This is a genomic window from Luteolibacter algae (genome assembly GCF_042683045.1).
GTDB classification, from domain to species: Bacteria; Verrucomicrobiota; Verrucomicrobiia; order Verrucomicrobiales; family Akkermansiaceae; genus Luteolibacter; species Luteolibacter algae.
In genome coordinates this window covers 50,560-64,018 of record NZ_JBHUIT010000022.1, presented here as the reverse complement: position 1 = coordinate 64,018, position 13,459 = coordinate 50,560, and the positions used below count along the sequence as shown (strand labels likewise).

Sequence of the window (13,459 nt, the reverse complement as noted above, 5' to 3'; positions counted from 1 at the left end):
ATACCCATGTTCTCAACGATCCGGACCGTAAGAGCGGAAGCCCGCTGGATGATCTGTGAGATTCCAGCGGAGAGATGTGCTTTGTTATTCTCAACTGCCGGGCAGACCATATTATCATATATGGTTATGATTCCATTTCCAAAATGCTCCACATTATGGTGTCAAAACTACTTTTATACAGCCGTCGGTTTTGTTTTTAAACTTCTCATAGGCCGCAGGTGCATCCTCCAAGCTGGCATGGTGCGAAATGACAAAAGAAGGATCGATATCGCCCCTTTCGATTTTGTCGAGCAAGGGCTGGAGATACCGCCGAACGTGAGTTTGTCCGCTGCCGATGGATAGTCCCTTATTGACCACCGCGCCAAAGGGAAGCTTATCGATCATCCCAATGTGACCGCCTGAAACAGATAGCGTTCCACCCTTCCGGCAGCACATGATCGCGATCTTTTGTGAGGTTGACAGCTTGTTTTAATTTATCAACTACTGCGTCGAAACTTCCGGTGGCATGGGCTTCGGCGCCTACGGCATCGATGCATTGGTCAGGTCCCCGCCCTCCGGTCATTTCATCGAGAGCTTCTTTGATATCCACTTCTTCAAAATTGAGGATCTCGGCCCTACCTTTATCGCGAGCCATTGCCAATCTTTCAGGAACCCTATCGATGGCGATTACGCGCCCCGCCCCAAGCATCCGGGCACTTTGGATGGCAAATTGGCCGACCGGACCGCATCCCCAAATGGCCACCGTATCCCCAGGCTCGATATCGGCATTTTCAGCGGCCATGGAATCGGTTGGAAAAATATCGGATAGAAATACCACCTGATCGTCACTAAGGCCGAAGTCTATCCTGATAGTTCCCACATCCGCATGGGGCAACCGCAAATATTCCGCCTGCCCGCCAGGATATCTACCCATAAGACCTGAATACCCGAATAGTCCCGCCGGAGCGTGGCCCATTGCCTTTTCACCCATCTCCTTGTTTGGGTTTGTGGTATCGCAACAGGAATAAAGGGTCTTCTGACAGAAAAAGCATTCTCCACAGGCCATAACAAAGGGCACGACCACCCGGTCTCCCTTCTTGAATTTCTTCACTGCGGAGCCTGGGGTGATGGGAAACGTGGCGATGAACCGCCCCTTTTCCGATCCGCACGTGCCCCGACTACCCGCTAGCGATCAGTCAGTTCATTGCACCGGGAGACCGAGCCAGCCCAGAGAAATGGCAAAAACAACCACTTATGCTTATCACTCGGAGATCCTGAACCGCCAGAATTCGCCTGTTCCGCCAACTGGGGCGGGTAGCGGCCCGAAGTAGAGGGATGAACCTTCTACTTCCATTGGAACGGAGGACTCCCATGCCTTTTCTCCACGCTTGATGGCAAGTCGTTCCCAAGAAACCAGGTCATCACTTCTCATCAACTCCAGATTCATGAAAAAGGCCAGCCCGTCCACTTCAGGGATGCTCAGATATTTGTCTGTGGCCTCGATGTACAGTGAAACCAACGGTGGGCCGTTGCCTTCCTCCGGCACTCCGAAGTAGAGGCCAAAGACGTCCGGCTCACCATCATTGTCCGCATCTGCTGCTAGATCCAGTTCTCCCGTAGGCGGCTCACCCTCCGAGAGCTTCAGCCTGGCGAAGGCCGGACTGCTGCTGTTTATGCCAACCAAAATCGCCCCTGAACGGTTGAGTGCCACGGCCGTTCCTCCATTGGAAATCACCCCTTGGCTCTCGAAACCCAGTCCCATGTCCAGATCAATCCCATAGTCAAACGCCGAGCGGATCACCCCCGGGTCGCCGTTTACACCAATCACCAGCTTTCCTGTCGCCAGGATAGGGAGCCCGTCTCCCATGATCGGCCTCTTGTTGAAGAAGCTCCACGATACCGCGTCTTCCGAGAACCAAGAGCTTCCCGAATCCGTCAAGGCTACCCATCTGCCAGCCCATGCCAGTTCCGCTACGTAATCGATCGAGCTGACTTCCATCGTGAAATCCACCCCATCCTGTGATCGCCATAGATTCCTCGAGCCGGCGAATGCGAGGATTTCCCTGCCGTTTGTCTCCAACGTCTTGAACGCCATGCCATCGTCCACGATCATTTCCCACTCGGTGCCATTTATAGAGCGCCATAGCTTCCCGCCAGTGTCTCCGGCGATAAAAGCCCCGCCATGATAGACGATCGAAACCATACGAGTCCCGCCCGGGGTCCCGGAAATCTCAAACCTATAATGATCGGTCGAGACAAAGACACCGTCCCCCACCGCCACCGTGGTTTGCCCCCCCGTCGCAACATCATACACTCCACTATATTCCCCGAAGCCGATGTTGTGACGCAGCCATGAAATGCCATCCGCGGAGCTGGAGAGAGACCTGTCCCTCCCCATCGCGTAGAAACGGTTTCCTGTAGCACAGACTCGCTCGAACTCCGGATTTTCACCCAAAAGGGAATGCGTCCATTGCTCCGAATCCTTCGACTGGCTGAAAGCACCCGCCCTTCCCACCGCCAGCCATTTCGTTCCGTCCGTGGCAATATCGGTAAAGCCATATCTGACGGTGGTGACAGTGCTGGGTCCCGATTGCACACCGCTTGCCCTCTCCCTGGAGCCTGCATGGCACCTCCAATCCACTCCGTTTTCCGTAGACCACACGGCCTCCTCGTTGCTCAGCGCGAAACATCGCCCGTCAACAGCACGGAGAATCGCCTCATTCGTTCCCTCCGGGGCATAAACCTCCTCCCAGCTCACCCCATCCGCAGAGCGGTAGCAAAGGGTCCGGAAAGTATAGGGCGGAGCCGGATCCGTCCTGTAGGTCACCCCTGCTATGAACCATGTTCCCGTCCAGACGATTTCCCTGATAACCCTCGCCGCCGGGAAATCCACTTCCAACCATTCATCCCCGTTCGAAGAGACGAAGGCCCGCTTGTCAAAAATCAACACAAAGTTCCCGTTCCCATACTTCACGGTTGGCTGACCGCTTCCCGGCAGCACTTCCCCGGTATCAGTCGGCACCCTCCATTTCAGACCATCTTCTGAGACAAGATAGGTGGATCCCGCGCCGCATGCGAACCACCTGCTGCCGGATGTCGCGATGTGATGCACCGTCCTCGGGGGTGTCTCGTAAATGTAAGGGCTTCGCTTCTCCGGTTCGATGATGCCCGGTCGCCACGTTCCTCCCCCGTCTCCGGAAAACAGGAATCCGCCCTCGCCACCTATCACCGCGGCATTCCCGCTGATCACCATATCCCGTGGCTTCCAGCCAGTCGCCATGGGGAAGTCCGTCCAGTCATTTCCATCCGCAGATTTCTCCATTCCCTTGTCGCTCCCACGCCACCACTTTCCGCCCCAGTATTCTAGGAAACGGTAATCCACGGAGCCCTCATCGATCACCTCGATACTCGGAAACTCCGTCGAGACCAGCACCTTTCCTTTGGAAAACGAAAGGTTCACAAACTCCTCCAACTTCAGATCGGAACATGCCACCAGCACCTTTCCGCCATCGGAATGAACGCACCGAATATCCTGATCCCTCCAGACCGATTCCACAACTTCCCACCACTGCCGCCCATCGTTGCTTTCGATTAGATACCCTGCCTCCCCGGCGGCAAACACCTTTCCTCCGTGCTCGAAGACCTCATAGAAATCCATCCCACGCGGCACTGCGCCCAGTGCCCATGAGCTTCCATCACCACTCTGTAGCACCAGCCCGTCGTCACCCGTAGCCACAATGCCGACCGAAGTGGAACGAATGCGATTCAGTGCCACCCCGCCACCTGAAACAACCAACTGCCAGTTAGTTCCGTCCACAGACCTGTGGATCGCCCCAAGCTCCGTCACACAATAGAAGTCTCCGCCAAAAACCGCGATGCCGCGTATGTCCGCCGTCCCGAGGCGCGTTCTGCCCGTCCAAACCGCACCGTCCGCGGAATGGTAAACCGCACCATCCGTGCCCACCGCCAGCATTACGGTGCCATTGCTTGCCACAGCGTGCAGATCGATCGCCTCCGTCCCCACGTAGCCGAAGCTTCGGATCCCGGCCGCATCATATCTCAACACCCTCCCCTTGTTTCCCACGATCACTAGCTCCCCGGCATGGTTCGCCGAAGATCTCCAAAGCATGGAGGAGTCCAGCAGTAGATCCTGCGTCCATCTCACACCGTCCGGAGAAACCACAACCCGCCCCCAATGCCCCATCGCATAATAACTCCCCCGATGCCTGGCAATCGAGAACAACCCGGAGTCCGCATTTGTTTCGTCAAACAGCAGGTCATCCGATGCACTGCCCGCAGAAAGCCCTCCGCCGTTCGTGGCGAAAAGCCACTTTTCTCCCGAGGCTGCGACCGCCGAGACATTCGTGATCGAGTCCTGGATGCGCGTTTCGCTCCTTTCCTGCCACGCCAGCCCGTCCTCCGACCAGAAGACTTTCCCATCCACCGATAAGGCAACCACTCCCCCCGGCCCCGGCTGTATCGACGCGATCCCACGGTTCACGCCCAGCTCCGACTGAACCCAAGTCCCGTCGTTTTTCCAAAACAACACATGTCCGTCATTGATCCCGTTTCCCACCACTCCGAAGAGCGTCCCACCTTCCACTTCCGCTCCCGTGCTGAAAACGTAGTTCGTGGGCGGCGTAACCTCATCCCACCCCGTCCCGTCCTCCGATATGTAGACCTTCTTGCCAGAACCAATGATCACCGCTCCCCCGTTTCTGCCAATCACTGCATAAGCGCTGCCCGGATAGATAAAGGAATCCTTCGTCCAGTTCTCCCCATCCGAAGATACCAGCACCACGCCGCCGAAGCACAATGCGACATAGCGCCCTCCCGCCCACTCCACCTTTTGCACAAAGGTATTCGGCGGTGTCACCACCTTACGCCATTTCACCCCATTGTCGGAAAAAAGGATCCCGTCAAAGCCGCCACACACACCTCCCTAAGCCCCCCAGGCAATGTCACGGTAACTCTGCCCCGAGGTGCGATGAACCTGCCGCCAGTTTTCCCCGTCGGTTGAAACCCTCACCACGGTATCGGTCGGCGTCTCCCGGTGCCCGCCAACTGAAGCCCATCCGAACGGCGTCTCACAGATTGCATCGTATCCGAAGCCGCCATCACCGGGCAGCGCCTGCCACCACACCGGCTCTGCACGGAGAAAAGCCAGTGCCGACAACGCCCATAGCAGTATCAGTAGAATTCTTTCCATGCACCCGTGTGACAGCCCTTCGCCAGAATGAAAAGTCTGTATCCAAATGTCGTATGAATCGAGGGAAGTCCCCGCTATTCCACATTTACAGAGCAATCAGTGCCTACGATACAGATCCGGATCAGCGCCGATCTGCTTTCGGCCTTTCATTGAGCCAATGCTCCCGGATTTGATGTCCCGTTCCCAAAGATCCTTGCCAAGTGTGTGATCGCGGAGCGGCTCCCACGCCATCCTGGGATCGAGCTGCACCCAACCCCGTTGAGGATGTGGCCCGAATCATGGCAGACGGTTTCAACGGATGGTGACGGCGGTGCCCTTCCCTTTCCCTTACCAACGTGTAAAATGTGGCGGCATCCCAGTTCGAAAGGCGGATACAGCCGTGGCTTCCGGCGCGGCCTATGGTATCGGGCACGGGGCTGCCGTGTATGCCGATGCCGGGGCGGTTCAGTCCGGCCCAGAGGACGCCGACGGGGTTGTTGCGGGCCGGGGGGAAGGTTGTGGAAATCATCGGTGCGCTCCCCACGCTTTAGGACGCCGAGATCGTAGCGGAACCAAGGGAATGGCACAGCAGCCCTCGTGATGCGCCACTCTCCGGCGGGCGCGGGGGCTCCGAGGAGCCCAGGGTGATGGGAACTGTGGCGATGAGCCGGTCGTATTCATGGATGCTGAGGATTTTGTCCCTGAGCCCGACGGAAACATGCCTTCGCGATCGCGGAGCGGCTCCGTCCCCATCCTATCAGCTATCGCGATCATTCTCCTATGGCCGTAGGTTCGCGGAGTATTTCTGTTCAATTCATCCACAAACTTCCAATTGGCAGCTCCTTTGACAATCGACCCTCCATCTGGGAAAAAGTGGCCGAAGAATGGCCGAAGATAAAAAATCGGCACAAAAAAAGGCGGCCATTGCTGGCCGCCAATCCTTATCCCAAAAGGAAAGTGCTCGAAAGAGGACTCGAACCTCCACAGGTTTCCCTACTAGATCCTTAGTCTAGCGCGTCTACCAATTCCGCCATCCGAGCTTTTCAGCTTCCCGGTTCGGGGTGCGCGCAGGAAGTATCCCGAACGACAGATAAACGCAAGATAATCTTTGCGATATTTTTGTTTTTTTTGAGATAAAGAACAAGCGAGTGGGCAAAACCCTGATAACTACGGGGAAAATCCGATTGTCAGAGAGATTTATTCCAGATACTTTTCATAAGTCCTCGTGATCGCATTATGTATCTGAGAAAAACCCTCGTTTTGAAAACTGCCGCTATTTCCAATTTACTACGCTTTCTTGCCGTAATTATTGCATCGTTAGGTGTGTCCACGGCCGAGGTTTCCGGTGCCGGGTGGGATATGATCAAAGTCGGCGGGCGTGATTACGTTTCCGTGGAAAGCATCAAACGCTTCTACAGTTTTACGAAGCTCACCCGCACCGGTGGCTCTGTCGTGCTGGAAAACCCTAAGGTCGAGATGAAACTGAAGGTAGGCGGGAACGAGTGCCTGATGAATAATGTGAAATTCGTGTTTTCCAACTCCGTGGTTTCTTCCGGAAACGGCGTTTATGTTTCCCGCATGGATCTGGCTAAGTTGATCGATCCTGTTCTACGGCCGAATTTCATCAAAAATGCGGGAGATTTCCGCACGGTGATCTTGGATGCGGGTCATGGTGGAAAAGATCCCGGCGCCACCAATCCGCTCGGAACTGAAGCAAACTACAATGTGAAACTTGCGATCCGGCTAAAAGGCTTGCTGGAGGCAAAGGGCTTCAAAGTCAAAATGGTCCGTGAATCGGATAAATATCTTTCTCTCCAAGAACGCGTAAACATCGCCAACAGCGTGAACGAAAACGCTATTTTCGTAAGTTTGCATTTTAATTCCGGTAGCCGCACCGCCCGCGGGATCGAAACCTTCACCTTATCCCCTCCGGGGGTATCCCATTATGGCCGCGGTCTACGTGCCAGTGACGCGAATAAGGTGACTGGCAACGAGCATGACTCCGCCAATATCGCTCTTGCCACCGCTTTGCATGGCTCAGTCTTGCGGCGACTGGGTAATAATACTTTGGACCGCGGTATCAAGCGTGCGCGCTTTAGCGTCTTATCCGGAGTCAAGCATCCCGCGGTGCTCTTCGAAGGAGGCTTCATGAGCCATCCATACGAGGCGAAATTGATCGCCAATGAGTCATTTCAGGCTGCTATTGCGGCTGGGATGGTCGATGCGATCGCCAGATACCGATATGCGGTGGGGCGGAAACCCACTGCCGGGAAGCAATAGGCCAAATTGTTTACTACTGGATTTTTCATGTGCAGTCTACGCTGCGGGACCTCCATCGTTCGGGCCTTTTCCGCCGATTCCGGGCCAGTGCGGAACTCTCCAAAATTAAACGTCCCACAGGCTTCCAAACGCATTGATTCTCTCCGATGTGGCTGCATAATCACGCCGAAATCCTCTCATGCTTACCCTTCTAAAAATCCGTAATCTTGCACTCGTAGACGAGCTCATTTGGGAGTTAGGCTCCGGCCTAATCAGTGTCACGGGGGAAACTGGCGCAGGTAAGTCTGTGATCGTTGGCGCCCTGAAAATGATTCTGGGTGAGCGTGCCGACAAAGGGCTCATCCGCACCGGAGAAAACACCTGCACCATCGAGTCCGTTTTTGATTTAAAAGATCCTGCGGAAATCAACGCCATATTGGAGGAAGGTGGTCTCGAGCCGTGCGAAGATACCCAGATTATTATACGCCGCTCCATTGGCACTTCGGCAAACCGGCAGTTTATCAACGACTCCCCTGTCACCCTGACGCTTCTGAAGAAAGTTGGAGAGAGACTAGTAGATCTCCATGGCCCGCACGATCACCAATCACTACTTTCCCAGGAGCGGCAGCTAGCCATGTTGGACGCTTATGCGGACAACGAATTGCTACTAAACGATTACCGGTCCATCTATCGTGTCTGGCGGGAAAAGTCCCAAGAGCTGGAGGAAATACAAACAGCTGAAAGTGCCTCCGAGCAGGAGCTGGAATTGCTGCGCTACCAGCTGGAGGAAATCCAATCTGCCAATATCACTCCCGAAGATGGAGAAGAGCTACAAGAGCGATATCATCGCTCTTCGAACTCCACACGTCTTGTGGAGCTGAGCGCACAGGCGGTGACGGCGTTAACGTGCGATGATGGTATTCTCAGCAGGATTTCCGATCTGCAGCGTCTTACCCGGGAGCTTGAAAAATACGATCCCTCCATTTCCGAAAAACTATCTTCATTGGAAACGGCGTCCATCGAGCTACAGGATCTGGAGGCAACGCTGACCGATTACGCGGAGGAACTGGATATCAATCCATCCGAAGCCGCCTCTATTGAAGAACGCGTCAATCTTGTGGAGTCGCTCAAGCGTAAATACGGCCCCGGTATTGAGGACATTGCCAATCGTGAAGCCGCGATCTCCGATCGATTGGATAACATCGACAACCGTGGTGAAAAAATAGAGGCGCTCACCGCCGCACTTGCCAGAATTCGTCAAGAGCTGGAGACCATCGGGAAAAAGCTAACCAACCAACGAAAAAAATCAGCGCCGAATTTGGCCAAAGATATCGCATCCCAACTGAAGGAGCTCGGCTTTAAACAATCTTCTTTTGAGGTAGGCCTGAGCCAACAGAAGGATCCGGGTTTTCATGGTTTTGAATCCTGCAATTTCTTATTCGGCCCGAATCCCGGAGAGCCCCTGCACCCGCTGCGCCAGATCGCGTCTTCGGGTGAGATTTCCCGCGTGATGCTTGCGGTCAAATCGTCACTAGCCGAGCAAGATGCCACGCCGCTTATGGTTTTTGATGAGATCGATGCCAATGTCGGCGGAGAGATCGCGCGTGCTGTCGGAAAAAAGATGGCATTGCTGGGACAACTGCACCAAGTGATCGCGATCACCCACTTTCCACAAGTCGCAGCGATCGCGGCGCATCACTTCGTTGTCGAGAAGGAAGTCTCCTCTGGCAGAACCCGTTCCCGGTTATATCCGGTGGAAGGCGAGAAGCGTATTGCGGAGCTAGTCCGCATGTTGGGAGGTGGCGGAGATCAAGCCCGCGCGATGGCAGCCTCTTTATTGGAGACGCCGGTTTCGTAAAAATCCGATTAAATCGGCCGGGTCCGGACTTGTCTCGTGCGAAACGATCAGGATGAGACCGCTGACAAATCCACGTAGATTGCCATAGAGCTCCTCGAGCAACAGAGTTTTGGCCTGTTAGGATGGATTTCGCCATTGCGCCCGGCTAGAAGCCAAAAGCTATTCCGATAGCGACTTGGATCGGCACACGGCTGGTTTGCCGGAAAACAAAAAGCCGGACAGGCGAACCTGTCCGGCTTTGAGGGAATAGCGAGCCGGATTTTTCCGGCTCGTTTTGAATTTAGTCTTCGTCGCCTGGGCTCCACTCTTCGGAAGCTGCGGCTGCAAGGTTGAAGGCTTGCTCGAGGCCGACCATCTCGGAAGATGGACGAAGGGACTCGAAGCTTGCGCTTTCCTTTTTGAGCTGCTCCTCGGAGTAACCAACGGCCTTGATGGAAAGACCGATGCGGCGCTCCACTTTGTCGACCTTGATGACGCGGGCTTCGATTTCGTCGCCGACTTTGATGACGTCTTTGACTTTTTCCACGTGGTCTTCGCTGAGTTGCGAAATGTGGATGAGGCCATCGATATCACCGTCAAGGGATACGAATGCACCGAAGGATGCGATTTTAGCAACAGTGCCTTTGACAAGATCGCCAACTTTGAAGCGATCGTCGATTGCGGACCATGGATCGTCCTCGGTCTGTTTGATACCAAGTGAAACGCGTTGGTTCGCCTTGTCGATCGCGAGAACCACAGCCTCGATCTCGTCATTCTTCTTGAGAACTTCGGATGGGTGGTTGATCTTGCGAGTCCAAGACATATCGGAAACGTGGATCATACCGTCGATACCTTCTTCCAGCTCCACGAACGCGCCATAGGCGGTGAGGTTGCGGACAGGGCCGGTGATGGTCGCGCCGACAGGGTAGCGGAGCTCGATCTCGTCCCATGGGTTGCCTTCGAGTTGGCGGACACCGAGAGAGATCTTCTGCTCTTCGATGCTGATGCCGAGAACGACTGCGGTGATTTCCTGGCCGAGTTCGAGAACGTCGGAAGGACGGGTGATGCGCTTGACCCAGCTGAGCTCGGAAACGTGCACAAGGCCTTCGACCCCACGCTCGATTTCGATGAACGCGCCGTAAGGAAGAAGCTTGGTAACTTGTCCTTTGACCTGTTGGCCGATTGGATATTTACGCTCGATATCTTCCCATGGGTTATCTGACATTTGCTTGAGGCCGAGCGATACACGCTCTTTCTCGCGGTCAACATCAAGGATAACAACATCCACGGACTGGCCGATGTGAAGCAGCTCTGATGGATGGTTGATACGGCCCCATGACATATCGGTGATATGAAGGAGTCCGTCCATGCCCTGGAGATCGACGAATGCACCGAAATCGGTGATATTCTTGATCGCGCCGACAACCTTGTCCCCGACCTTGACAGTCTGAAGGAATGCCTGACGCTGCTCGGAACGCTCTGCCTCGATGACTTCGCGGCGAGAAAGAACGATGTTCTTGCGCTCGTCGTTGACCTTGACGATTTTGAATTCGTAGACATTGCCCACGTATTCGGAGAGATCTTTCGGTGGAATGATGTCCACTTGGGAGCCTGGAAGGAAAGCTTCGACGCCAACGTTGACGGTGAGACCACCTTTGACAACGGATTTGACTTTGCCGCGAACAAGGCCGCCGTCCTGATAGACTTTGACGATTTTGTCCCAGTTCTGTTTGTAGGCAGCCTTCTCTTTGGAGAGGACAACCATGCCTTCATCATTTTCGAGGCGCTCAAGGAGCACTTCGATTTCATCGCCGACTTCGATATCCTCATCCTCGAATTCGTTGGATGGGATTGCGCCTTCGGACTTGTAACCGATATCCACGAGCACGATTTGCGGGCGGATTTCGAGGATAGTGCCCTTTACGATGGATCCTTCACGGAATTCCGTGAATTTGGAGTCGATAAGGTCACTCAGTTCTTGGTTGGTGGGTTCTGCGATAGCAGCACTCATATGGTTTGGTTAGTGTTTGGTTAGTTTGGTTACGTTTTCCTTCCGACAATTGCCCCGGAAAAGTAGCGTCTGACAGGCACCGGAGCTCCAACCGCTTGCCAGACAAAAGAAAAACGGAGGGCGAACCTAGTGTTTCACCCTCCGTTGGCAAGCCTAAAGATCCTTACTCAAACACCCGTTAGAGAAAGACCCTTTATATCCGCGTATCAGTAACGACGATAATGACGTCTGTTATAGCGATCGTAGTGGTTATAATGATTGTGATGGTTGTTATAATGATGGTGCTTATCACGGTTTTTATCCTTGGCCAAAGCGTAACCAAGAATGCCTGCGGCGGCGATTCCGACAGTGGCGGCACCCGGATCAACCGTTTGGCGAGGCTGGCCATAAGCATCATAGGAAGTTGTGCAACTTACAGCCGATAGGCCGATGGCACCGATCAAGATGAAGGAGATTATATTTTTCATACTGCTTGTAGGACTGGGGTTCACAAAAAAATATTCAGGCGAATTCCGGAAAAAACGCAACTAGGGTAAAATAAACCCTGTATCTGTAATTGTCCCAAAAAAAATGAGAGCTCTCGGCCCCTAATCCTAGGTGAAATTCCGTTTCCCGACTCCCCCGCTTGCATTCCTGCTCTGTCTCGCCATTTTCCCAGCATGCTTTTTACGCCGAAACCAAATTCCGCCCTGCTTATCGTGGGCCACGGTTCTACGGAAAATCCAGATTCTTCCACACCGTATTTTGATCACGCGGAGGAGATCCGCCGCCGTCGACTTTTCGGGGAGGTCCATGTTTGTTTCTGGAAAGAAGAGCCCTCCATGCGTGAGGCGCTTTATATGATCGACGCACGGGAGGTCTACATTGTGCCTGATTTTATCAGTGAAGGCTATTTCACGCAGGAGGTCATTCCGAGGGAGTTGGAGCTGGAAGGCCCCACCACTATACGTGACGGAAAGACCCTACACTATTGTCTTCCTGTCGGGGTCCATAAATCGATGACCGAGCTTATTCTAACCCGCGCCAGAGAGGTAGCTCCGCAGGCTGCTCCCGAGGACACCACATTGATCATTACCGGCCACGGCACCGGATTAAATCAGAACTCCACGAAAGCAATCAGAGACCAGGTGGATCTCATCGCCGCTTCAGGCGCAGGATACAAGATGGTCACGGATGCCTACATGGAAGAGCAGCCATTCATCGCAGAGTGGGACAAACTTTCCGAAACCCAGAATGTCGTAGTGGTTCCATTCTTCATTTCCGACGGCTTGCATTCCTTCCAAGATATTCCGGTTCTATTAGGCATTGAGCCGGAGGTAGGTCCTGCCGCCAGCCAGACTGAAGTTTTCCGTCAAAATCCTCACTTCCTTCGTGGGAAAACCCTCTATTACTCCTCCGCAATTGGCACAGAACCATTGTTGGCTGATGTGATTTTAGACCAGATAACGGATTTCGACGAAAAATACTCTCCCGGACCAGTCGCCGGGGCAAACTCTGGATTTTTGCCTTCCCAGCTCAAACAAATCCTACGCAGTGGTGTAAACCGCATCGGCCAGATCTACATCTATCGAGATTTGTGCGAATTTGCCTACGCGCTCTTTCATGTGGAAGATGAAGACCTAGCGACACAGCCTGCTTTTGGAGGCCTTGACCACTTCACAGACGCTGGGAAAGCCCGCGAGATTTCGACCTATTCGGAAGATGGCGAATACCGCTTCACCAAAGGGAAGACTAATCTCCGGCGTGGATGGATACTCACTCTGGATACGGAGCAGGATCTCCTACGCGCTCTCGACCAATTTTATCCGGCTTGCACCGCATTGTTCATCAAGCACCGGGATGGCGAGCTATCCGTCCAAAACCTCCGTGAAAAGCTCGCCCGCCAAACCGGCATGTATCGATATGCCGGAACGATCAGTGACGCGGGCGCACAAGAGCTCGTTAAGCAGATCTGTGGTCCGGCGCATCAATGCGCAAAGCGAATTCTATGGCGGATCGATGAGCAAACCCCGCTCGAAGACAGTGAAGCTTCCCGCTTCAATGGTATTCCGGGTGATGCGGAGAGAGGCACGGCGATCCCGCTGCTTTGCCGAGAGGCTTGCAACCATTTTGTAGCCGAATGCAGGAAAGCAGCCAAAGCTGAGTTCGACAAAAAATAAATACGAAAATTATGTCGCAATTTAAA

At 54.0% G+C, this 13,459-nt stretch carries 8 protein-coding genes, 1 tRNA gene and 1 pseudogene; 3 read left to right on the top strand and 7 right to left on the bottom strand.

Features of this window, described 5'->3' with window-relative positions; all coding sequences use genetic code 11:
* Window positions 1-153: 153 nt before the first annotated feature.
* The 5 genes and pseudogenes from ACFSSA_RS11165 to ACFSSA_RS11145 form a co-directional block, all read right to left on the bottom strand.
* A pseudogene (locus tag ACFSSA_RS11165) lies at window positions 154-1,099 on the bottom strand (zinc-binding dehydrogenase); the annotation flags it as partial.
* A gap of 141 nt (window positions 1,100-1,240) precedes the next feature.
* Window positions 1,241-4,873 carry a beta propeller repeat protein gene (locus ACFSSA_RS11160; protein ID WP_386820528.1) on the bottom strand — a complete coding sequence of 1,211 codons (3,633 nt, stop codon included), beginning with the start codon at window positions 4,871-4,873 and terminating at the stop codon, window positions 1,241-1,243.
* Window positions 4,874-4,921: 48 nt separating this feature from the next.
* The gene (locus ACFSSA_RS11155; protein ID WP_386820527.1) at window positions 4,922-5,188 is read right to left on the bottom strand and encodes a hypothetical protein; all 267 of its coding nucleotides are present in this window, start codon (window positions 5,186-5,188) and stop codon (window positions 4,922-4,924) included.
* A 121-nt stretch (window positions 5,189-5,309) separates the two neighbouring features.
* Complete coding sequence (locus ACFSSA_RS11150; RefSeq protein ID WP_386820526.1) at window positions 5,310-5,696, bottom strand: L,D-transpeptidase; 387 nt, start codon at window positions 5,694-5,696, stop codon at window positions 5,310-5,312.
* Window positions 5,697-6,125: 429 nt separating this feature from the next.
* Window positions 6,126-6,207 (bottom strand) — tRNA-Leu (locus ACFSSA_RS11145).
* Between the two features lie 196 nt (window positions 6,208-6,403).
* On the opposite strand from ACFSSA_RS11145, the gene ACFSSA_RS11140 reads away from it, so the two are divergent.
* Both ACFSSA_RS11140 and recN read left to right on the top strand, forming a co-directional pair.
* On the top strand, window positions 6,404-7,447 hold the full coding sequence (locus ACFSSA_RS11140; RefSeq protein ID WP_386820525.1) for an N-acetylmuramoyl-L-alanine amidase family protein: 1,044 nt from the start codon (window positions 6,404-6,406) through the stop codon (window positions 7,445-7,447).
* A gap of 178 nt (window positions 7,448-7,625) precedes the next feature.
* Window positions 7,626-9,284: a DNA repair protein RecN gene (recN, locus tag ACFSSA_RS11135; protein WP_386820524.1), complete on the top strand. Its 1,659-nt coding sequence runs from the start codon at window positions 7,626-7,628 to the stop codon at window positions 9,282-9,284.
* A gap of 280 nt (window positions 9,285-9,564) precedes the next feature.
* On the opposite strand, the gene rpsA is transcribed toward recN, so the two are convergent.
* Entirely contained in the window at window positions 9,565-11,274 is a 1,710-nt protein-coding gene (rpsA, locus tag ACFSSA_RS11130) for a 30S ribosomal protein S1 (RefSeq protein WP_386820523.1), read from the bottom strand.
* Window positions 11,275-11,480: 206 nt separating this feature from the next.
* A complete protein-coding gene (locus ACFSSA_RS11125) occupies window positions 11,481-11,741 on the bottom strand; it encodes a hypothetical protein (RefSeq protein ID WP_386820522.1) in 261 nt (86 codons plus the stop codon).
* A gap of 192 nt (window positions 11,742-11,933) precedes the next feature.
* Here ACFSSA_RS11125 and ACFSSA_RS11120 point away from each other — a divergent pair, with 192 nt between their 5' ends.
* Complete coding sequence (locus tag ACFSSA_RS11120; protein WP_386820521.1) at window positions 11,934-13,433, top strand: CbiX/SirB N-terminal domain-containing protein; 1,500 nt, start codon at window positions 11,934-11,936, stop codon at window positions 13,431-13,433.
* The last annotated feature ends 26 nt before the right edge of the window (window positions 13,434-13,459 follow it).